The sequence below is a fragment of the Flavobacterium macacae genome, assembly GCF_003865365.1.
Lineage (GTDB): Bacteria > Bacteroidota > Bacteroidia > Flavobacteriales > Flavobacteriaceae > Flavobacterium > Flavobacterium macacae.
Genome location: NZ_RQVR01000003.1, coordinates 1 through 21,638 on the forward strand (window position 1 = coordinate 1; position 21,638 = coordinate 21,638).

Below are 21,638 nucleotides of genomic sequence, written 5' to 3' on the forward strand. Positions count from 1 at the left end.
TCAACCGAAACAGGTGGTCAATTTGAACTGGAATTGGGTGGTCAATTTGACCGTTTTTTCCAGGCATTCCTTCGGTGGCTATGAAGCGGCATACATCATGGGCAGGAGCAGGCTTTTCAAGACGGCCATTATCGGAGCGCCGATGGTGGACCTAGAAAGTGCCTACCTTACGTTAGACGGGCATGGGCAATCCAACATGTGGCGTTTCGAGGACGGGCAGGTGCGGATCACGGCTCCTTTTTATTCCAGTGAATTTAAGGACAACGAGGTGCTTGGACGTGCCAAGGATTATGCTTCGCCCGTGCTAATCTGGACTGGAACTGCCGACAAGCAGCTGGACTGGAAGCACAGCATGAAACTCCAGAGCGCGCTCTGGAGGCTGGGCAAGAAGAGCACGATGCTGGTGTATCCCGAAGAGGAGCATGTGCTTATGGACAAGAAGAACCAGCTCGACCTTTCGCAAAAAGTACGGGACTGGCTGGAGTTCTACCTGAGGGACGGAAAACGGAAGGAATGGATGGGAATGCAATAAGCCTATAAAACAAGAAAGGTGCCCTATGGGCACCTTTCTCTCCAAGGCCTAGTTTCTCTTGTACAAGACAGAGGCACAGGTAGTTGCCGACGGATTCAATTTTCCGTAAGCCTGGCGTACCTGCCCCTGGTGGAGCATTGTACAAACCTCGCCAAACGAATTGTCACACTGGACCGGGATCGAGCACGGCGACGGCGTGTCGATATAGCCGGTCTGCAATGCAAGGCTCCCATTTTGTGATGACGGCGACTGTGATGCGAAAGCACCCGCGATAGCCAGCATACCTGCTGCTATCTGCATACTGAATTTTTTCATAATAAAAATATTTAACAGTTACGATCTACTCTTTTTGCAGGTTTTCGATCTTCCCCTGGCACGGCCGTGCGGCATTCATGAATATCAGTTATTGAAATGGGCCTTTTTGAGCCTCGTGGCAACCAGGTGTTTTTTGGTCAGCCCGACCAGGATATCCCCATACACCATAAAGGACTGCACTTCCTCGCCGGCGTAATGGTAGAGGTAGAAGCTGAATTCGTAGGAGCCTTTCGAAAGGTCGTAGACGTCTATGATGCTAGCCTGCCGGCTCATTTCTTCGGTTTCATACCTGCCTAGCCGGTCTGACTTTAAAAAGAGGTAATTTCCGGATGTCGCGGCGTAGCGGTTTACTTTTTCCGGCTGGCGGGCAAACTTTTTTTCCGTATTTCCTTTCAGGTAGGCAAAGTCCATCGGTACCTGGGTAATCGTATCGATTGTTTTTCCCTCGTAAAAAGATTTAAAATTATCGCCTGCCACTGCAAAGGAGTTCCTGTAGTAGTACACGTAGATTACTTTTTTCAAGTCCTCGTTGTAGAGCAGCATCCCGTCGGTGTCAAAGATGCCGTCGACTTTGGCTTCCAATGCGGTGCCGTATATCTTCATAGTCTCTTTTTGGCCGGAGGTAATGCCTCCCAGGACATTCTGCCCATTGCTTTGTAAATTCGTCCTTACCGCAAAATTTCCATTGCCCAGCGGCTCGAACAGCGAAAAGTAATTTTTTTCCCTGAGCAGGGTTTTTGCTTTCCAATTGCCGGTGCTTCCCTGGTACATGATCGGGATCGAGCCGTCGCCGAGATAAAAGTCCGGTGGATGGACCCGTACCTTTACCGATGCAAAAGGGTAGTCTTTCGAGTCCTCGATCTCAATCCTGATTTCCTTCGTTTTTTTTAGCGAGGTGTCGATGCTGAGCAGGTGCAGCGGGGCGGTGCTGTTTCCCAAGAGTATCTGGTCTTTTTCAAAACCTGCGATATAGTAGGAATTGTATCGTAAAGGAATGCCTTTCAAATCTCCGACAGGGTGCTGCGGGTACCTTCTGAGAAACCCATTGTTCCGGTGCATTTCCTCCTCGGATAAGAAAAATAGAATAATTACCGTGGCGCTTCCCGATAACGCAATCGCTAAAGAATATAGCACCCGCCTGCCCACCGTTATTTTTACACGGTCATCAGCCATTACTGCGGCCAGGGCCAGCAGCACGAATGCGCTATTGAAAACCAGGTGCTCGGTCCAGCCCATCTCTGAAAGAATCCCGCCGCAGGAACACGGCACGAAGGCGCTGTAATTCAGGATGATGATTATGTAGGCGGTGAACATTACCATCAGCCCGAAAGAAAATAAAAATCCTATGTGGCGCAGCCTAGGCGAGGCAAGCAGCAGGGAAATTGCGATTTCCGTAAAAGGCACTGCAATCGCAACCCAGTGCGCATAGGGTGCCAGCAGGGGAGACTGCCCGAGCTGTACCCTGAAGGTGTCAAATTCCAGCAGCTTGTTGGCTGCCGCGTAACAGAATAGGAAAATAAATGCGATTGCTGTCCATTTGAGAGCCAGCCTGCGTATGTAGTGGGTGCGTTCCATGGCAATTTTGTTTTGTTTGCTATGGTAAAATTAGGAAGCCTTTTTTTGCAACCGTATGCAATTCAGTAGTTTCGCTATGCAAAAAGGCGGAATGCCAGCATGCTACGGCCGGTGCCTTTCACCGCTGGGGCTGTGGCCGAACTGCTTGACGAAGGCCTTGTAGAAATTCAGGTAGGAATTGAACCCGCAGGCAAATGCGATTTCCTTCAGGGGCATGTCGGTGTGGCGGATCTGCCCCATCGCACGGAGCAGCCGGTGCTCGTTGTAGAACCCGTGTATGCCGGCATTGAATTCCCTGCGGAAGCCCGACTTGAGGGAATGCTCAGCGATTCCGAATTTCCCCGCTAGCTGGCGCAGGGCGGGAAGGGGCTGGTCGAGGTGGGAAAGAATGTAGTCGTGTACTTCACGGACTGGTGCCGGTATTTCCGCTGTGGCAGAATCGGATTTTCCCTGGACAGCCGCGCGAGTCCTCTTGACATAAAGCGTGGCGGAAGCATTCACGATGATGTTGCCGTAGGGAAGCAGGGAAGTAATGTAGCAGAGTGCAGGCACGATCCTTCCATTCGCATCATTGAAATGGAGCGGCAGGTAGGCGTCGATTCCTGCACTTCCAGGCTTCCTGCCGATTACCCTGTTCCACATTTCCTGCGAATGGGCGCAGAGCAGGCTCCCGAAAGGCTGCCTGCGCAAGGCGCTGCCGCGGAATTTGAGCACGGCGCTCGCAGCGCTGCTGAAGCAGGCTACCGAATGCTGCCCGTCCAGAAGAAAGACCATCTGCACGAGCTCCGCCCGTCGGTTCTTGCGGAACGGCATCCGGTAGTCGAGCATGACCGAGAGCATGGTCTCTGCAATGGAATCCATGCTTTCCCGGAGCGAATTGCGCCGCTCGCTTTTCAGGGCATCACCGGGCAGGCAGGCATCATAGGCCTGGGCATTTTCGGACAGCAGCCGGTAAAGGTATTCAAGCCTTTCTTTTTTCTGATTTTCGGGCATGATGTTCGATATTTGGGTTAGACTTCCAGAGGCCAAAACCCATGGTTCCTATTTTGACGGCAAAAACAATGTTTAGGTCATAAGCAAAATTCCAAAAAATACCGCCAAAAGTGTTTGCAATTCGGGAGTATTAGTTGTCAATTCAGAAGTATTGCAGTTGCAACCTGGCATTGATGCTGTAGCCAGTTATTGGCGCAGCATTAGGTTTGGCAGAGGCTAAATTAGCGGTCTTCGGCCAGAAGAATGTTTTCAGAATGCGCCAAAATTTATAGAAAACGGTCATTTTGCATCCGGAACTGCCCAGGCAAAATTAGGCAGGACATAGCCGCCTGATTTTCTGGAAAAAATACCTTGGCAGTGCCTTAAATTGCAGAAGCGACTTTTGAGGCCTATCAATTGTTGAGATTTCCAGATTCAGAAAGGCATCAAGCCCGGGCTGCAAAGCATATACAAGGCACGCCAGGAGCCGGCATACGATTTATGCAAAATACATTGCTGGACGGCAGCAGCGGAAAAACGACTTTGGAGTTTTTTCCGGCACCCGCAGGGGCAAGTGGTTTTGAGATGCGGAATTCATTTCAAGCATCTCAAAACACAACTTGCAGTTGTCCCGCGACAACCTTTTAGGAAATGGATTTAAATTGAAAGGGCTTGATAGCCCTTTTTTTTGGCTGCAGTGGTAGAAGGGAATTATTTATAAAGTATTACAATGGGCAGGCATTGCTGAATATCAAACAATATTTCTGGTAATGGTGGGGTGACTGCACGAAAATATGGAGGCAACAGTTGGGTGGAACTCTGAATCTTTACTTGAACACGAATGCTAAAGCGCAGGCAAAAGGAATATATCAAATGGAACGTAGAAACACTGGTACGACCTGATGTAAGTATGCAGGTATGCATGAATGCGTGAATGTAGGAAAGCAATCTTGCAGGAATGTAAGCATGCGAGCATGCAGGTAAGAAGGAATGCAGGCAGGAAAGTGCGCAGCGATGCAAGTGCATACATGCTTTTAAAACTATAAAACTGTAAAAATGATTTAGCGGTTTTTCAAAAACCTTTAGATTTAATTGCGTCAGGCCCTGAAGAGACCATCCGTCCAGCAGAAGCCCCACTAAAATATATTTCCAAAAGAAAAGAGAAAAAAGGAAAAAAGAAAAAGAAAGCCAACACCCATGGCGGGATGCGGTCAGGCCAAAAGGAATCGGAATAAGTCCCGAAGGGTGGCCTGCGAGACATTCGCAGGCCATTATGCCGAAGTCTTTTTGCCAGACTGATAACATCCCGGCATACCTTTGTTTTCTTTTTTATTTTTCTTCTGGAAATTTAAGACATCGAAAAGAATTATATGCCTAAATGAATTTCCACAGCTGTCTATATCCAGTGGTAGGGCTTGCCTTTTCGGTTGAGGTAGCAGTACATCTCTTCCTTCTTGAGTTCCGGAAAGAATTTTAGCGCATCTTCAATTGCGTAGTCTGGCAGGAAGTAGATTTCGTCTCGCACGGCCGTTATTACTCTATCGCGCCCATAGAAGCGCACGATCTCGTCAATCTGATCCTGGCCACCTCGTTCTACGATGCGGGCAATTACAGAAAGGTAGGCGTTCTGCCAGTCCAATTTCTCGACATCCGTATCCCAGAAGAATTTGGGATGAAGTCGCGGTGCCTGCCTATGTTTTTCTGGCTTATCCATATCGTAAATATACTGATTTTTATCGGTTTATGCAATATTTCTACCTGTGAAAACCGCGCCCTCTCTTGGGTTCGGCTACGTTGATTCCCGTTTTCTGCTCCGTAAATTTCTGCTCTGGGTCAGCGACTGCTTTTTTTAGGCGCTCTGCCATTTTTGTCCAGTCGTTTTCTTTTCCCCTTACCATTGAGACGTCGTATTCCATGTTGATATTTTTGAAATAGCAGAGTGCCTGCTTCGCCCAAAAGGGACTCCCTTCATATTTTTTCTGATAGGCCTCAAGATAGAATCCAAGGGGATTCTCTTCCAGAAGAAAATACATGTCCACAAAATCTTTCAGTCTCTGCCCGTTCTGAAAAATGGCATGTATTTTCATGGCACCGATGTCCTCATTTGAGATCATGCGTACTCCCTCTATGTTTTCTACAGGATTTAAGAGAGGGTATTGGTGGGTTACAATATCCACCTTGATATCATTGATGTAGGTAAGAAGCGTATTGTTGTACGTCCTGCTTTCTTTTTCATCTGCACCATACCGGTGCGCAAGGTATTCCATCATCATTTTAGGATCGAATCCCTTTGTGGTAAAAAGATCGATATCCACCGACAGGCGGTGGCCAATCTTTAGGGAGAGCGCAGTACCTCCGACCAGTACATGATCAAGAAACTTTTCATCTTTCATCAGCGTCTGCAGAAGTTCCCACATCTGGGTGCTGACTGTTTGCTTGTAGAGCATAATTTTATGTTTTCAGAAAATTAATCCTGAAAATGGCGTGCTGTTGCAGAACGGCTTCTGATGGAATCATTTGGCTTTGGCTAGCCGGTCATATTTGTGATAGATATTATAAGCTCCATGCCAAATCAAACCATTACGAAGCCAAGCAATTCCAAATAAAATCGAAAAAACCTGCTGTCTGTTAAATTGGATAAATAAAATTATCAACTGGAGCTATGGAAAATGAAGAAAAAAATAAGCGCAAAATGGGAGGAAGGCCGCCCAAAATCGATCCTGCGGTATATCGCTTTTCTATCAGCCTCACTGCAGAAGAAAATGCACGCTTCATGACCCTCTTCGAAGCATCGGGCATGCATGCCATGGCGCATTTTATCACTGCCTGCGTTTTCCAGAAAGGAATCAAGACTATCAAGATCGACAAGGCGGCGATGGACTACTACATGCGCCTGACTTCTTTTTACAGCCAGTTCAGGGCTGTCGGGGTAAACTACAATCAGGTGGTAAAGATCCTGTACCAAAGATTTTCTGAAAGGAAAGCATTAGCCTGTCTGTACAAACTGGAAAAACTGACAACAGAACTTGCAATGCTCTCGGAAAAAATCATCCAGCTTACAAAGGAGTTTGAAGAAGCCCATCTTAAAAAGGAGAACTGGAAATAATTGCCTGCAAGACCAGCCAGCCACAGCCATCTCTTTCCATAGAAGGCTACGATATGGATTGCTTCATAATCGATGCCTAAATTCGGCAGGTGCCTTGGGAACCAAGGCGCATCAGTCAAGAAAATGATAAATGTTATGGAAGAAAATAAAAGAGAACAGTTTGATAATGATGATATTATGTCTAAAATTTATGAAGAATTAGAGAGGGAAAAAGAACAAAAATTCGTAAATTTAATGATTGAAATTATTGTGTCATTAACATTGAGTGAATTATATGAAGAGGGCGATTAGATATATGAGGTTTAGCCAGCTGGGACAAAGCAATGGCTCCATTGAGAGGCAGGAACTGTACATTGACCAGTACCTGCAGTATAATAATATACAGCTGGTAGATTCTTTCATCGACAGGGGAAGAAGCGCCAAGACCTTTGACCGTCCCGACTTTATAAAGCTGCAGGCATTCGTCGCCAAGCACTACAAATCGGTCGACTACCTGCTTGTCGACCAGCTTGACCGTTTCAGCAGGGATGCCGGAGAAGCCATGAATATGGTCAAGCAGTTCCAGAAAAAATACAGCATGCAGATAATAAGCGTGACCGAAGGAATAGTCTTCGACTATGACACTCCGGGTAGCTTCTTCAGGGCAGGACTGCAGCTCCTGCTGGCAGAAGAGGACAATATCAACAGGAGCATCAAGGTGCGCGGTGGCCTTTATACTGCCCGTGCAAAGGAAGGCCGTTTTCTTACCAGGGAAAAGCCTTTCGGCTACCGTAAGGTAGGAGAAGGAAAACAGCGCCACCTTGAGGTTGATGAATTGGAAGCCAAGACTGTGAGGGCTATCTATGAGATGTTCCTGCGTGATGTTCCTTTATACAAGATCAAGGAAATGGCCTATGCCGAGGGTTTTGACAGGAAAGGAAATATGGCAATCGACCGCGTGCTGGCAAATCCTGTGTATGCAGGACTAGTGAGGGTTGAGCCTTTCAAGGATCTGCCAGGAGGACTTTTTCCTGCGATACACGAGCCTATAATAGATAAGACTTCGTGGACTATGGTGCAGTCCAAAATGAAAAGAGCTGACAAGGTGAAAGTGACCGTTGACGATGAACTGCCGCTCAGGGGCGTGCTGAAGTGCCATTGCGGAAATCCGCTAACAGGCGCGCCGTCCAGAGGCAAATCTGGAAAATATTTCTACTATTACAAGTGCAAGCAGTCGAAACATAACAATATCAGCACGTTGAAGGCGCACGAGCAGTTTTTGAACGCCTGCGACCTCATGAGCGTGCCTAAAAGAAAAATCAAGGAAATTAGGGATGGTTCCTACGCTTCCATCGAGCAGGAGATGAAATCAAATAAGAAAAAGGTTGCAGGCAAGAGGCATGAGCTTGAAGAGCTGCAGCAGCGTTTGAACAAGGTGGAAGAAAAATGGTTCAGCGATGAAATAAACAAGGACACCTACGACAGATGGTATTCTACTTACAGCGAGCATATTCTTGCACTCACTGCATCAATAGAACGTTTGAGTTCTAATCCGGGAAAGGCTTTTGAGATTTTGGACAGCAAGCTCGACCTGCTTGGCGATATCAGGCAAATCTTCAACAAATCTGACATCCTTCAGAAGCGGGACTTTGTAAACATGGTGTTCGACGGCAATCTTTACTACGAACAGGGTATCTATCGAACACCCACCATGATGGATATTTTTTCTCACAGTGCCAGTAAAATGGAGGAAAAAGGATATCTTATATATCAAAAAAAGAGGGATAACATTTCTGTTATCCCTCAAAGTGGGCGATGAGGGGTTCGAACCCCCGACCCCCTCGGTGTAAACGAGGTGCTCTGAACCAGCTGAGCTAATCGCCCTTTTGGGTTGCAATGTCTTGCGTTATTGCGAGTGCAAATATACACGAACTATTTGTATCTGCAAGGGTTTTATTGATTTTTTTTAATCTTTTTTTATATCAGTCAGAACCACTTTATTTTCATAGTTTATCATGGTGACTGTAATAGGTTCTCCTTTAGTGTTTTTACCCTCGATAAAGTAAATTTTGCCTCCTTTTACAGGTTTGTTGCTTTTCGCAAAATCAACATCTCCAAACTCCATGCATTTTTTTACATCTTCTAAATTTACCCATTTCTGCTGGAAAATTGAATCTGCTTTTGGAGAAATTTCAAAAGATTTTTTCCTTAAATCTTGTAAAACCCTGCAATTTGGAAAATAACAAAAACTCACATCTCTTGCATCAGCTTTTGCTTGCAGAAAAAAGACCACGAAAACAATTCCTAATAATAAACCTCCTAAATAGTAAGCCAAACGGTATGAAAACTTCATTGAATTTTAATTTTGGTGCAAATATACCATTAAAAAACAATTAAATTGATGTCGCTTCCTGGTAAATCAAACCAGTCGCCAATGGACTTGCTGGTTAAAATTCCGTGGTAAAGATACACACCGTGCCTAAGGCCTTGATGGCGACGGATGGCGCTTTCAATGCCGCCGTCTTCCGCAATCTGCAATAAATAAGGCGTGATGATATTGCTGATCGAAAGCGAAGCTGTTTTTGAATATCTCGAAGGAATATTGGGTACGCAATAATGAATCACGTTACTCTTTATAAAGGTAGGTTTTTCGTGCGTGGTAACTTCTGAAGTTTCAAAACAGCCACCGGTATCAATGCTGACATCAACAATTACAGCGCCTTTTTTCATATGTTCCACCATCGTTTCGGTTACCATAACAGGGCACCTGTCTTTTCCTTTCATCGCGCCAATGGCTACATCACAGCGTCTCAATGCTTTTAAAAGTGAGTTGGGCTGTACTGTGGATGTAAAAATTCTTTGGTTTAAATTATTTTGAAGACGTCTTAATTTTGTAATCGAATTGTCAAAAACTTTTACGTTGGCACCCAAGCCAATTGCCGTTCGCGCCGCAAATTCGGCCACCGTTCCTGCGCCAATAATGACCACCTCAGTAGGAGGGACGCCAGTAATGTTTCCGAATAATAATCCTTTTCCGAATTGGTGGTTGATCATTAATTCAGCGGCGATCAAAATAGAACCGGTCCCCGCAATTTCGCTCAAGGATTTTACGGCTGGATACGAACCGTCGTCGTCTTTGATAAATTCAAAAGCCAAAGCGGTGATTTTCTTTTTGGCAAGCGCTTCAAAATATTCTTTTTTCCTGGTCTTGATTTGTAATGCGGAAATAATCAGCGAACTGCTGTTCATCATTTCAATTTCTGACAAGGTCAAAGGCTCTACTTTTAAAATCATCGGACAGCCAAAAACTTTTTTGGTGTCTTGCGTAATTTCTGCTCCAGCTTTGCTGTATTCTTGATCAGAATAACTGGAGCTTTCTCCAGCACCAGCTTCAATTAAAATGCGATGTCCGTGAGAAACCATTGATTTTACAGCGTCTGGCGTCAAACAAATTCGGCGTTCTTGAAACGAAGATTCTTTTGGAATCCCAATAAACAGGTCGCTTTTTTGGTTAGCAACTTCAAGTTTTTCCTCTTGAGGCATCAACTGCTGTTTGGTAAATGGTGTAAATGACGACATAGTTTCTGCTGTAAATTAATTTACTAAAATAAGAAAAAGTTGTGAAATGCGCTAATTCAAATGATAGAAATACGTTTTGATAACTGGGTATAAAATAACCCTGCAAAAGTTTAAAACTCCAGCAGGGTTAAAGTAAATTTATTTTAAAGTAAGTGTTCTTTTTCCGTCTTTCCCGATTTTTAAGGTCACCGTGGAATGTTCTGACGGAATAAGGCTCGGAATTTTTTCGGCCCATTCAATAAAACACCATTCTCCGGAATATAGATATTCGTCAATGCCCATATCATACGCCTCGGCTTCGCTATTTAAGCGGTAAACGTCAAAATGATATACCAAATCTCCGTTATCGGCTTCATATTCGTTTACCAAAGAAAAAGTCGGACTAGAGGTGGCATTGGCAACACCCAACGCTTTCGAAATCGCTTTGATTAGCGTTGTTTTCCCAGCACCCATTTCACCGTGAAATAAGACGACTTTGTGTGGTTTTTCGGCAATTATTTTTTGAGCAACCTGATTGATTTCGTCAAGTTTAAACTGTATTTCCATTAATTTAAAAATCTTATTTTGGGTTGAAGACCAAGAACGGAATAATCATCTCTTCCAAAGAAATGCCTCCGTGCTGGTATGTGTTTCGGTAATAGCTCACATAATGATTGTAATTGTTGACGTAGGCCAAGAAGTAATCATTTTTTGCAAAAATATAAGAACTGCTCATATTTATTGCAGGCAATTGCACACTTTTTGGATCTTTTATTGCATAAACGTCTTTATCTTCATACGTCAAGCTTCTTCCGGTTTTGTAACGAAGGTTCAAACTCGTGTTTCTGTCGCCAATCACTTTCGACGGATTTTTCACGTTTATCGTTCCGTGATCGGTTGTCAAAACCAGCCTGAAGCCCATTTGCTGTGCTTGCTGGATTATCTCTAACAATGGCGAATTCTTAAACCAGCTCAATGTCAGCGAACGGTACGCCTTGTCATTAGAAGCCAATTCTTTCACAACATCCATCTCTGTTTTGGCGTGCGAAAGCATGTCGACAAAATTGTAAACAATCGTCACCAAATCATTATTTTTCAAAGTCTTGAAATTCTCGACCAATTTTTTTCCGCCGGCAAAACTGGTGATTTTGAAATATTCTTGCTTCAGGTTCAGTCCCAAACGGCGCAATTGTTCGGTTAAAAATTCGGCTTCAAACAAGTTTTTTCCGCCATCTTCCACATCATTTTTCCAATATTGCGGGTATTTTTTCTCCATTTCCAAAGGGGTCAATCCAGAGAAAATGGCATTTCTTGCATATTGCGTCGCCGTTGGAAGAATTGCATAATACGGCGTTTCTTTTTCTAATTTATAGTGGTTGTTCACCACGCTTTCAAACACTTTCCATTGGTCATAACGTAAATTATCGATGACTACGAATAGCACGGGACGGTCTTTTTTCTTCAATTCCGGAACCACCAATTCTTTAAAAAGCGTGTGTGATAAAATGGGTTTGTCTGTTTTTGGCTGGTACCAATCTTCGTAATTTCGTTCAATAAATTTCCCAAATTGCGAATTGGCTTCTACTTTTTGCGATTCTAAAATCTCAAACATGCTTTGGTCGCCGATATTTTCCAGCTCAATTTCCCAATAGAGCAGTTTTTTGTACAATTCGATCCAATCTTCATAGGAGTTAACCATCGACAGTTCCAGAGAAATCTTCCTAAATTCCTTTTGGTAATCCAAAGTCGTCTTGTCAGAAACCAATTTAGTGTGGTCCAAGTTCTTTTTCAAGCTTAAAAGAATTTGATTTGGGTTTACGGGCTTAATCAGGTAATCGGCTATTTTAGAGCCAATTGCTTCTTCCATGATATATTCTTCCTCACTTTTTGTGATCATAATCACTGGAGTCGCTGATTTTTTCTCTTTCATTTCTGAAAGCGTTTCCAAACCGCTCATTCCGGGCATATTTTCATCCAAAAAAACAATATCAAAATTGCCTTCCTCGAAAATATCAATTGCATCGCGACCGTTATTGCAAGTGGTTACTTCATAATTCTTTTTCTCTAAAAAGAGTATGTGGGGCTTCAGCAAATCAATTTCATCATCAACCCAGAGTATCTTTATTTTGTCCATATTTTGGATGTTTGTGTCTATATTTATAAGATGCAATTTAACACTTTTGCACTACGCAACTCTTAAAATTTATGTAAAAATAAAAGCTCATTTTTTGCCACGGATCCTACAGGCTTCCAATGATTTTTATTATTTTTAAGAGTGTTAATCTGTGGCAAGAATATATTTATGAGGTGATTTTTGAAGCGAAAATCTCGTAATTTTCAGTCATCAAAATTCCCGCTGGAGCCACTCGCTTTGCTTTTTCTTTCGCAAAAGCAAGAGCTCAGACAAAGGCTCCATCGGGGCTATTTGAGAAACCATTTGAACTGTTACAAAGGTCAGTCCCCAACTTTGTCGATAAAGGTGCTCTTGAAAAATTTTATAACTATTGCCAAAAAGTATGTAACGCAAAACCTTTTGAAAATCAGCAACTTTATAATTTTAAAACAACCTTTAAATATACAAATCATGGCAATAAACGACCACCGCAAGGACAAAAAGAAATCAAACGAAGCGCCTGATTTTTCAAAAGACACTATGCTTGAATTTCATAACAATCATAATCTAAAAGATTTGAATTCAGAAGCAGTTACATCAAAAGAAAGTGAAGAAACTAAAAATAGAGGAGAAGACATGGGATATATAAACAGAAGCGCTCCAAAAACAGCAGTAATAGATGCACTTTCAAAGAAAGATACTGGAAGTTCCCCAGAACAATAATGGTAAAAAGAGTAACATTTCTATATTTCTTGCCTGAAATTAAAAAAGGCTTGCTTTAAAAAATAAAGCAAGCCTTTTTTATTAGTTGATTCTGGTGCTATCTGACGAAAAATGTCGAAATTCAGTAGTTGATTCTTCAAAATCGCCATCATCACATGGCGAACAGGCCCCGATTATAATACCCAGAAAAATAGCTAAATATAAATAAGTAGTTGTTTTTTTCATTGAAATTGATTTGTGGTTGTTCAATTTCAAATATCAGAAATATATAAATTAAATTTTTACATTTTAATACAATTTCTTTACAAAATTTTAAGAATTTTTTATCTTATTTGTGTCTTCCGCTTCTGTTGTTTTGTGCGTTCCAATCTTCAGTCCCATCGCCTTTATCACGATTGTCTTCCAAAGGGATTTCGTTTGAATTTAAATCATATTTTTCTTCCAGTTTTTTCTTTTCATCGTGTAGTTTTTTCGTAGAACTATCTATTTGCGAAATTCCTTCAATTTGTTCGTCAGAAGGAGTTTGGCTTGTTTCTCGGCCCAATCCACTTTCTTTGATTTTAATTTTTTCTTGCGATTTGATGTCTTTCGCTTCATCTTTTCTGTTCAAATCCTTCGGATTAATATCCCTGGGTTTGTCTTCTCGGTTGTTGTGGTTTGAATTCATATCGATTGATTTTTTGATTATTTAAAAAGGTTTCTGAAATCCTGGAAAATTGTATTTCTTCACTATTGTTATTAAATGAATTATTAATTTCTTGGTTTTTTTATAGGTTGAACCCCTTTTGTACTGTCCAGTTTTTGCGGGGAAATCTTATCCGGATTTACCTTTGTGTAATTTTTGGACTGACCCTTGTCTTTCGCCGTTTTTTCAGCATCAATTTCTGATTGGCTTTGTTGCTTTACGGCATCCAATTTTGAGGCTCTTTCGGTGGTTCTCTGAGTTTCTCTGGGAGGCTGTTGCTGTATTTGATCTTGCTTGTTTTGAATGTCGTCTCCTGTATCGGTTTGGGCTGAAGCAATTCCTGAAAACGCAAGAAAAACCAATCCCATAATTACATTTTTCATAGCCATAAATTTTTTGGTTTACTTAAATTTACGGCTTAAAATTTAGTTTTCTTATAGGTGTTAATCCAATTAACTGCAATTTAACGGTCAATCCTAACGAGTGTTAATTGCAGGTTTTTAGTTTAAAACAGACCAACTTCCTTATATTTGTACTCCAATTTCATAAAAAGTGAGCCATACCAATAAATTAAAGTTATTTAACGACCCGATTTACGGATTTATTACCATTCCAAACACGTTACTTTATGATTTAATTCAGCATCCTTATTTTCAAAGATTGCGAAGAATTTCTCAAATGGGACTTTCGTATTTGGTGTATCCAGGAGCGCACCACACTCGGTTCCACCACGCTTTAGGATGTATGCACATTATGCAGAAAGCGGTGGAAGTCTTGCGATTTAAGGGAACTGAAATTTCTGAAGAAGAAGAAAAAGCATTGTTGATTGCCATCCTTTTGCACGATATCGGGCACGGGCCGTTTTCACACGCCATGGAACACAGCATTGTTGAAAATGTCAATCACGAGTCGATTTCGCTTCTTTTTATGAATAAATTGAACGAGGAATTTGACGGGCAATTGACTTTGGCTATTCAAGTTTTTAAAGGCGAATACCACAGAAAGTTTATGTTGCAATTGATTTCGAGTCAATTAGATATGGATCGAATGGATTATTTAAAACGCGATAGTTTTTATTCTGGCGTTGCCGAAGGAAATATAAATTCGGATCGCTTGATTCAAATGATGAATGTGGTTGATGATTTGCTGGTAATTGAAGAAAAAGGAATTTATTCGGTAGAAAAATTTTTGATGGCCAGAAGATTAATGTATTGGCAGGCTTATTTGCATAAAACGAGTTTGGTTGCCGAGCTGATTTTGACCAAAACTTTAAAACGCGCCAAAGAGTTAACACAAAAAGGAATCCAATTGCCGTGTAGCGAACCACTGTCGTTTTTTCTTCATAATAAAGTGGAATTAGAAGATTTTAATAATGAAACCTTAGATCTTTTCTCACAATTAGATGACTCTGATATTATTTCGGCATTAAAATCATGGCAAAACAATGATGATTTTATCTTAAAGACTTTAAGCAGAATGATCATCAATCGCGACTTGTTGAAAATAAAATTAAACAGCGAAAAATACACAAACGAAGACGTAGAAGCTCTAAAATCAAAGCTGATCACTTTTTACGGAATTTCAAAAGATGAAGCTTCTTACTTTATTTTTAAAGGAAAAATTAAAAACCAAGCTTACAGTAAAGATGCTGAGCCCATCAAGATTTTGAAGAAGGACAAAACGATAGAAGATGTGGTGGAAGCATCAGATCAGCTCAATTTAAAGGCACTTTCGAAGCCTGTAACCAAATATTTTATCTGTTTTCCAAAAGTACTTGCGGAAAATTCATAAATAAATTCAAATTTTTATATTTTTGTCAAGATGAAATTCACAGCAGAACAAATAGCGGGTATTTTAGAAGGTGAAGTAGTGGGGAATCCAAATGCTGAAGTTTTTAAACTATCAAAAATAGAAGAAGGTTCCGAAGGATCGCTGACTTTTTTAGCAAATCCAAAATACCTTAATTACATATATTCTACACAAGCAACGATTACGATTGTAAACAATACCTTTACTCCCGAATCGCCTATATCGACTACACTTATCAAAGTGGAAGACGCCTATAAATCATTCTCAAAATTATTGGAATATTACAACCAGGTGAAACTGATGAAGTCAGGAATTGAACAGCCGTCAGTGATTTCAGAAGGTGTAACTTATGGAGAAAACCTTTATTTGGGAAGTTTTTGTTACCTTGGAAAAAACGTAGTAATCGGAGAGAATGTGAAAATTTATCCCAACAGTTTTGTGGGTGATAATGTTACTATTGGAGACAATACGATCATTTTTGCGGGTGCAAGAATTTATTCTGAAACAGAAATCGGTAAAAACTGCGTGATTCACTCAGGTGCCATTATTGGTTCTGATGGTTTTGGATTTGTTCCAAATGAAGAAGGAGTTTACAGCAAAGTACCCCAAATTGGTAATGTAATTATTGAAGATAATGTTGATATTGGTTCTTGTACAACCATTGACCGCGCGACTTTAGGTTCCACAATTATCAGAAAAGGAGTGAAGCTGGACAACCAGATTCAGATTGCTCACAATGTAGAAATTGGTAAAAATACCGTAATCGCTGCGCAGACTGGTGTGGCAGGTTCTACAAAAATTGGAACCAGCTGTATTATCGGAGGACAGGTGGGAATAGCGGGCCATTTGAAAATTGGCAATAATGTTAAGGTCCAAGCCCAATCAGGGATAGGGAAAAACATTAAAGATAATGACGTTATCCAAGGAAGTCCTAGTTTTGGATATAACGATTTTAATAAATCCTATGTTCATTTTAAAAATTTACCAAAAATAGTTTCCGATTTAGAAGCTTTAAAAAAACAAGTAACAAACGAAAATAGCATAAACAATGGTTAAGCAAAAAACTATTCAGAACGAAGTTTCCTTGACAGGAGTTGGGCTTCATACTGGAAAGGAAGTTAAAATGACGTTCAAGCCAGCTCCAGTAAACAACGGTTTTACTTTTGTGAGAGTTGATTTAGAAGGCCATCCAATTATTGAAGCCGATGCAAACTATGTTGTAAATACGCAACGAGGCACTAATCTTGAGAAAAAAGGAGTTAAAATCCAAACATCAGAACACGTTTTAGCAGCCTTCATTGGTTGCGATGTTGATAATGTGATCATCGAATTAGATGCTTCTGAACCGCCAATTATGGACGGTTCTTCAAAATTTTTCGTTGAAGCGATTGAAAAAGCTGGAATCGTGGATCAAGAAGCAGAGCGTAATGTGTATGTCGTTAAAGAAGTGATTTCGTATACGGATGAAGCAACTGGAAGTGAAATTCTAGTGATGCCTGCTGATGATTATCAAGTGACTGCAATGGTTGATTTTGGAACCAAAGTTTTAGGTACCCAAAATGCGACTATGAAAAATATTGCCGATTTCAAGAGCGAAATTGCCAATTCAAGAACATTTAGTTTCTTGCATGAATTGGAAGCTTTGCTTGAAAACGGCCTGATCAAAGGGGGCGATTTGAACAACGCTATCGTTTATGTAGACAAAGAAATTTCTGAAAGCACGATGGCAAGCCTGAAAGTTGCTTTTGGAAAAGAAAAAATAGAAGTGAAGCCAAACGGAATTTTGGATAACTTGACTTTGCATTACCCAAATGAAGCTGCACGTCACAAACTGCTTGACGTTGTTGGTGATTTGGCCTTGATCGGAACACGAATTAAAGGAAAAGTAATTGCCAACAAACCAGGACATTTTGTGAATACGCAATTCGCAAAAAAAATGTCTAAAATCATCAAGACAGAGCAAAGAAATCAAGTTCCGGTTTACGATCTGAACCAAGAACCTTTGATGGATATTCACAAAATCATGAGCATTTTGCCTCACAGGCCTCCCTTTTTGTTTATCGACAGAATTATTGAAATGTCAGATACACACGTTGTAGGTATGAAAAATGTAACAATGAACGAAAGTTTTTTTGTGGGACATTTTCCTGGAGCACCAGTAATGCCGGGAGTTATCATTGTGGAAGCAATGGCACAGTCAGGCGGCATCTTAATTTTAAGTTCGGTTCCAGATCCTGAAAATTACCTTACGTATTTTATGAAAATTGACAATGTGAAATTCAAGCATAAAGTTTTGCCTGGAGACACCTTGACTTTTAAATGTGATTTGATTTCTCCTATCAGAAGAGGAATTTGTCATATGCAAGCGCACGCTTATGCCAACGGAAAATTGGTTGCTGAAGCAGAATTAATGGCACAAATTGCTAAAATTAACTAAAAAGAAATTTATGAATCAACCGTTAGCATACGTTCATCCAGGTGCAAAAATCGCTAAAAACGTTGTAATCGAACCGTTCACTACAATTCATAATAATGTTGTGATTGGAGACGGAACTTGGATTGGATCCAACGTGACGATTATGGAAGGAGCGAGAATCGGGAAAAACTGCAATATATTTCCAGGTGCTGTAATTTCTGCAGTGCCACAGGATTTGAAATTTGGGGGAGAAGATTCTTTGGCAATTATTGGCGACAATACAACCATCAGAGAATGTGTAACAATTAATAGGGGAACGGTGGCTTCTGGCCAAACAACGATCGGAAAAAACTGTTTGGTAATGGCAACGGCACACATTGCTCACGATTGCCATATTGGTGATAATGCCATTATTGTAAATGGAGTAGCTTTGGCTGGACACGTAACTGTTGGAAATTATGCGATTATTGGAGGTTTGGCAGCAATCCACCAATTTATTTCTATCGGAGACCACGCCATGATTTCAGGTGGATCTTTGGTAAGAAAAGATGTACCTCCTTATACAAAAGCGGCAAAAGAACCACTTTCTTACGTAGGTATTAATTCTGTCGGATTGAGAAGAAGAGGTTTTACGCCAGAGAAAATCCGTGAGATTCAAGATATTTACAGAATCTTATACCAAAAAAATTACAATACCACGCAAGCTTTGGGAATCATCGAAGCTGAAATGGAAGCAACTCCAGAAAGAGATGAAATTATATTGTTTATCAGAAATTCATCAAGAGGAGTAATGAAAGGATATACAGGAATTTATTAAAAACAGTCGAAAGTCATAATATCTTAAGTAGCAAGGCGACGGTATTATGACGAAAAAAATAACAAATATACAGTTGAGCAATTTCAACGATTAAACAAAAAACAAAATGGCAAGTACATCAGATATTAGAAACGGATTGTGTATCAAATTCAACCACGATATTTATAAAATTATTGAATTCTTACACGTGAAACCAGGAAAAGGTCCAGCTTTCGTAAGAACAAAATTAAAAAGTTTAACTAACGGAAAAGTACTTGACAATACTTTTTCTGCAGGCCACAAAATTGACGAAGTTCGCGTGGAAACACATGAGTTTCAGTTTTTATATGCTGAAGGCGATTTGTTTAACTTCATGCACACTGAAAGCTATGAGCAGATTCAATTGAGCAAAGCAATCTTAGATGCTCCAGATTTATTGAAAGAAGGAACCACGGTAAAAGTGATCATCAATGCAGAAACCGAAGCGCCTTTATCTGTTGATATGCCAGCTTCTGTTGTTTTAGAAGTTACGTATTCTGAACCGGGAGTAAAAGGAAATACCTCTACAAATGCTACAAAACCAGCAACGGTTGAAACGGGAGCAACTGTAAACGTGCCTTTGTTTATTAATGAAGGTGATAAAATTAAAATTGATACTGCTACTAGTTCTTACATGGAGCGTGTTAAGGAGTAATATAATTGAAAGATTTAAAGATTGAATTGTTCAAAAATTTCAAATTTTAAGTTTATTTAATAATTTTTCAAGCTTTAAATTTTTCGATAATTAAATTCATTTATGAAGTTCCCCAAAATACATACGCTTAAAGAAATTGCCTACTTAGTCGATTGCGAATTTGTTGGAAATGATGACTTCGAAGTTCACGGAATGAATGAAATTCACGTCGTGGAACCCGGAGATATTGTTTTTGTTGACCATCCAAAATATTATGACAAAGCTTTAAATTCTGCAGCGACAATTATTTTAATTAATAAAAATGTGGATTGTCCAGACGGAAAAGCGCTTTTGATTTCTGATGATCCTTTCAGAGATTTTAATAAATTGACCAGACATTTCAGGCCTTTCCAGGGTACAAATGTTTCCATTTCATTAAGTGCTGAAATTGGTGAAGACACCTTTATCCAACCCAATTGCTTCGTTGGAAACAATGTGAAAATCGGAAAAAATTGCGTTATCCATTCGAACGTTTCGATTTATGACAATACGGTTATTGGCGATAATGTGATTATCCATGCGGGAACAATTTTGGGAGGCGATGCTTTTTATTACAAAAAACGTCCTGAAGGTTTTGACCAATTGATTTCGGGCGGAAGAGTGGTGATCAAGGATAATGTGGGAATCGGTGCCCTTTGTACCATTGACAAAGGGGTTACAGGAGATACTACCATTGGGGAAGGAACAAAAATCGATAACCAAGTGCACGTTGGACACGATACGGTTATTGGAAAAAAATGTTTGATTGCGGCACAAACAGGCATTGCTGGTTGTGTTATTATTGAAGATGAAGTCACGCTTTGGGGTCAAGTTGGAACCACAAGCGGTATTACAATTGGAGAAAAAGCAATTGTTTTAGGGCAAACGGGAGTTACGAAATCAGTAGAAGGAGGAAAGGTTTATTTCGGAACGCCTATTGAAGAATCTCGCGAAAAGCTGAAACAATTGGTCAACATAAAAAAAATACCAGATATTTTAAATAAACTGAAATAAGATGACTGCAAAACAAATTGTTCAGAATTTTTACAAATCAGATGTCCTTTTGGATACAAAATTGATGGAATCTTTCTTGCATCCAGAAGTAATTTTGGATTGGAACAGTTCTAAAGGTTTTTTGCAAATGAATAGAACTGAGATTTTGGCTTTATCTGCTGAATTAAGTGTTGCTTATGTAAGATCAAAAATCAAGATCAGTCATATTTTGCAGGACGAAAATCAGGTTTCGGTGCGTTATTCGCATTATGTAAAAACGTTTGAAAACCCTCGTGAAGAGATGCTTTTAGCGCATTTTATGGTAATTTGGGAAATTAAAGAAGATAAATTATTCAGAGGATTTCAGATGAGCCAATTGTCATAAATTGTTCAAATATAAAGCTTAAAAAACTTTTCAATTAAGCATCAAAACCTTACTTTTGCAACACTATTTCAAAAAATAAATTTAAAAAATATATTATGAGCGTTTTAGTCAATAAAGATTCTAAAATAATTGTTCAAGGTTTTACAGGAAGCGAAGGAACTTTTCACGCTTCTCAGATGATTGAATATGGTACAAACGTTGTTGGTGGAGTAACTCCTGGAAAAGGTGGTACTACGCATTTAGAGCGTCCAGTTTTCAACACGGTAAAAGATGCTGTTGATCAAGCTGGTGCTGACACAACAATCATTTTTGTACCGCCAGCTTTTGCTGCTGATGCAATTATGGAAGCTGCTGATGCGGGAATCAAAGTAATCATTACGATCACTGAAGGAATTCCTGTTGCAGATATGATCAAAGCTTACGCTTATATCCAAAATAAAGAATGCCGTTTAATCGGGCCAAACTGTCCAGGTGTAATCACGCCAGGTGAAGCTAAAGTTGGTATCATGCCAGGTTTCGTTTTCAAAAAAGGTAATGTTGGTATCGTTTCTAAATCAGGAACTTTAACTTACGAAGCGGCTGACCAAGTTGTAAAACAAGGTTTGGGAATCACGACAGCCATCGGAATTGGTGGAGATCCAATCATTGGAACAACTACTAAAGAAGCGGTTGAATTGTTGATGAACGATCCAGAAACAGAATGTATCATCATGATCGGTGAAATCGGTGGACAATTGGAAGCTGATGCTGCAAAATGGGTTAAAGAAGATGGAAACAGAAAACCAGTTGTTGGATTTATCGCTGGAGAAACTGCTCCAAAAGGTAGAACAATGGGTCACGCAGGTGCAATTGTTGGTGGTGCTGATGATACAGCAGAAGCTAAAAAACGCATCATGAGAGAATGTGGAATCCACGTTGTTGATTCTCCTGCTGAAATCGGTAAAAAAGTGAAAGAAATTATGGGATAAT

The 21,638-nt window shown here is 40.5% G+C and carries 24 protein-coding genes and 1 tRNA gene; 13 read left to right on the plus strand and 12 right to left on the minus strand.

What is annotated here, in order from left to right; translation table 11 throughout:
- Positions 1-532: alpha/beta hydrolase family protein (locus EG849_RS03325; RefSeq protein WP_148096052.1), on the plus strand; the 532-nt coding region annotated here is incomplete at its 5' end.
- Between the two features lie 399 nt (positions 533-931).
- On the opposite strand, the gene EG849_RS03330 is transcribed toward EG849_RS03325, so the two are convergent.
- The 5 genes from EG849_RS03330 to EG849_RS03350 all read right to left on the minus strand — a co-directional run bounded on the left by EG849_RS03330 (position 932) and on the right by EG849_RS03350 (position 5,841).
- Positions 932-2,422 carry a MauE/DoxX family redox-associated membrane protein gene (locus tag EG849_RS03330; RefSeq protein ID WP_125011670.1) on the minus strand — a complete coding sequence of 497 codons (1,491 nt, stop codon included), beginning with the start codon at positions 2,420-2,422 and terminating at the stop codon, positions 932-934.
- Positions 2,423-2,524: 102 nt separating this feature from the next.
- Positions 2,525-3,415, minus strand: a complete 891-nt coding sequence (locus EG849_RS03335; RefSeq protein ID WP_125011671.1) for an AraC family transcriptional regulator — start codon at positions 3,413-3,415, stop codon at positions 2,525-2,527.
- Positions 3,416-4,105: 690 nt separating this feature from the next.
- Complete coding sequence (locus EG849_RS03340) at positions 4,106-4,699, minus strand: hypothetical protein (protein WP_125011672.1); 594 nt, start codon at positions 4,697-4,699, stop codon at positions 4,106-4,108.
- Positions 4,700-4,790: 91 nt separating this feature from the next.
- Complete coding sequence (locus tag EG849_RS03345) at positions 4,791-5,108, minus strand: DUF6922 domain-containing protein (RefSeq protein WP_125011673.1); 318 nt, start codon at positions 5,106-5,108, stop codon at positions 4,791-4,793.
- A gap of 40 nt (positions 5,109-5,148) precedes the next feature.
- Positions 5,149-5,841 carry a nucleotidyl transferase AbiEii/AbiGii toxin family protein gene (locus EG849_RS03350; RefSeq protein WP_125011674.1) on the minus strand — a complete coding sequence of 231 codons (693 nt, stop codon included), beginning with the start codon at positions 5,839-5,841 and terminating at the stop codon, positions 5,149-5,151.
- 215 nt (positions 5,842-6,056) lie between these two features.
- On the opposite strand from EG849_RS03350, the gene mobA reads away from it, so the two are divergent.
- The 3 genes from mobA to EG849_RS03360 all read left to right on the plus strand — a co-directional run bounded on the left by mobA (position 6,057) and on the right by EG849_RS03360 (position 8,298).
- Complete coding sequence (gene mobA, locus EG849_RS03355; protein WP_125011675.1) at positions 6,057-6,500, plus strand: conjugal transfer protein MobA; 444 nt, start codon at positions 6,057-6,059, stop codon at positions 6,498-6,500.
- Between the two features lie 135 nt (positions 6,501-6,635).
- A complete protein-coding gene (locus EG849_RS15565) occupies positions 6,636-6,791 on the plus strand; it encodes a hypothetical protein (RefSeq protein ID WP_158611911.1) in 156 nt (51 codons plus the stop codon).
- On the plus strand, positions 6,775-8,298 hold the full coding sequence (locus tag EG849_RS03360) for a recombinase family protein (RefSeq protein WP_125011676.1): 1,524 nt from the start codon (positions 6,775-6,777) through the stop codon (positions 8,296-8,298). The genes EG849_RS15565 and EG849_RS03360 overlap by 17 nt, the downstream gene beginning before the upstream one ends.
- On the opposite strand, the gene EG849_RS03365 is transcribed toward EG849_RS03360, so the two are convergent.
- The 5 genes from EG849_RS03365 to porX all read right to left on the minus strand — a co-directional run bounded on the left by EG849_RS03365 (position 8,289) and on the right by porX (position 12,171).
- Positions 8,289-8,363, minus strand: a tRNA-Val gene (locus tag EG849_RS03365). The genes EG849_RS03360 and EG849_RS03365 overlap by 10 nt on opposite strands.
- An 82-nt stretch (positions 8,364-8,445) precedes the next feature.
- Positions 8,446-8,832 (minus strand): DUF4258 domain-containing protein, encoded by a 387-nt coding sequence (locus EG849_RS03370; RefSeq protein ID WP_125011677.1) that lies wholly within the window; start codon positions 8,830-8,832, stop codon positions 8,446-8,448.
- A 29-nt stretch (positions 8,833-8,861) separates the two neighbouring features.
- Positions 8,862-10,058, minus strand: coding sequence for an alanine dehydrogenase (locus EG849_RS03375; RefSeq protein ID WP_125011678.1), 1,197 nt, complete (start codon positions 10,056-10,058; stop codon positions 8,862-8,864).
- A 138-nt stretch (positions 10,059-10,196) separates the two neighbouring features.
- The gene (gene tsaE / locus EG849_RS03380; RefSeq protein WP_125011679.1) at positions 10,197-10,604 is read right to left on the minus strand and encodes a tRNA (adenosine(37)-N6)-threonylcarbamoyltransferase complex ATPase subunit type 1 TsaE; all 408 of its coding nucleotides are present in this window, start codon (positions 10,602-10,604) and stop codon (positions 10,197-10,199) included.
- A 13-nt stretch (positions 10,605-10,617) separates the two neighbouring features.
- A complete protein-coding gene (porX, locus tag EG849_RS03385) occupies positions 10,618-12,171 on the minus strand; it encodes a T9SS response regulator signal transducer PorX (RefSeq protein ID WP_125011680.1) in 1,554 nt (517 codons plus the stop codon).
- Positions 12,172-12,621: 450 nt separating this feature from the next.
- Between porX and EG849_RS03390 the strand changes: the two genes are divergently transcribed.
- Positions 12,622-12,873 (plus strand): hypothetical protein, encoded by a 252-nt coding sequence (locus tag EG849_RS03390; protein WP_125011681.1) that lies wholly within the window; start codon positions 12,622-12,624, stop codon positions 12,871-12,873.
- A 328-nt stretch (positions 12,874-13,201) separates the two neighbouring features.
- Here EG849_RS03390 and EG849_RS03395 read toward each other — a convergent pair whose 3' ends face one another.
- Together EG849_RS03395 and EG849_RS03400 are read right to left on the minus strand one after the other, a co-directional pair.
- Positions 13,202-13,540 carry a hypothetical protein gene (locus tag EG849_RS03395; protein ID WP_125011682.1) on the minus strand — a complete coding sequence of 113 codons (339 nt, stop codon included), beginning with the start codon at positions 13,538-13,540 and terminating at the stop codon, positions 13,202-13,204.
- An 83-nt stretch (positions 13,541-13,623) separates the two neighbouring features.
- Positions 13,624-13,941, minus strand: coding sequence for a hypothetical protein (locus EG849_RS03400; RefSeq protein WP_125011683.1), 318 nt, complete (start codon positions 13,939-13,941; stop codon positions 13,624-13,626).
- 169 nt (positions 13,942-14,110) lie between these two features.
- Between EG849_RS03400 and EG849_RS03405 the strand changes: the two genes are divergently transcribed.
- The 8 genes from EG849_RS03405 to sucD all read left to right on the plus strand — a co-directional run bounded on the left by EG849_RS03405 (position 14,111) and on the right by sucD (position 21,637).
- Positions 14,111-15,349, plus strand: coding sequence for an HD domain-containing protein (locus EG849_RS03405; RefSeq protein WP_125011684.1), 1,239 nt, complete (start codon positions 14,111-14,113; stop codon positions 15,347-15,349).
- 30 nt (positions 15,350-15,379) lie between these two features.
- Entirely contained in the window at positions 15,380-16,423 is a 1,044-nt protein-coding gene (gene lpxD / locus EG849_RS03410) for a UDP-3-O-(3-hydroxymyristoyl)glucosamine N-acyltransferase (RefSeq protein ID WP_125011685.1), read from the plus strand.
- Positions 16,416-17,804 carry a bifunctional UDP-3-O-[3-hydroxymyristoyl] N-acetylglucosamine deacetylase/3-hydroxyacyl-ACP dehydratase gene (locus tag EG849_RS03415; protein WP_125011686.1) on the plus strand — a complete coding sequence of 463 codons (1,389 nt, stop codon included), beginning with the start codon at positions 16,416-16,418 and terminating at the stop codon, positions 17,802-17,804. Before lpxD ends, EG849_RS03415 begins: the two co-directional genes overlap by 8 nt.
- A 10-nt stretch (positions 17,805-17,814) precedes the next feature.
- A complete protein-coding gene (gene lpxA, locus EG849_RS03420; RefSeq protein WP_125011687.1) occupies positions 17,815-18,600 on the plus strand; it encodes an acyl-ACP--UDP-N-acetylglucosamine O-acyltransferase in 786 nt (261 codons plus the stop codon).
- Positions 18,601-18,706: 106 nt separating this feature from the next.
- Positions 18,707-19,273, plus strand: coding sequence for an elongation factor P (efp, locus tag EG849_RS03425; RefSeq protein ID WP_125011688.1), 567 nt, complete (start codon positions 18,707-18,709; stop codon positions 19,271-19,273).
- A 102-nt stretch (positions 19,274-19,375) separates the two neighbouring features.
- Positions 19,376-20,305, plus strand: coding sequence for a UDP-3-O-(3-hydroxymyristoyl)glucosamine N-acyltransferase (locus EG849_RS03430; RefSeq protein WP_125011689.1), 930 nt, complete (start codon positions 19,376-19,378; stop codon positions 20,303-20,305).
- A gap of 1 nt (position 20,306) precedes the next feature.
- Complete coding sequence (locus tag EG849_RS03435; protein WP_125011690.1) at positions 20,307-20,669, plus strand: nuclear transport factor 2 family protein; 363 nt, start codon at positions 20,307-20,309, stop codon at positions 20,667-20,669.
- A 95-nt stretch (positions 20,670-20,764) separates the two neighbouring features.
- On the plus strand, positions 20,765-21,637 hold the full coding sequence (gene sucD, locus EG849_RS03440; RefSeq protein ID WP_125011691.1) for a succinate--CoA ligase subunit alpha: 873 nt from the start codon (positions 20,765-20,767) through the stop codon (positions 21,635-21,637).
- Position 21,638 lies beyond the last annotated feature (1 nt).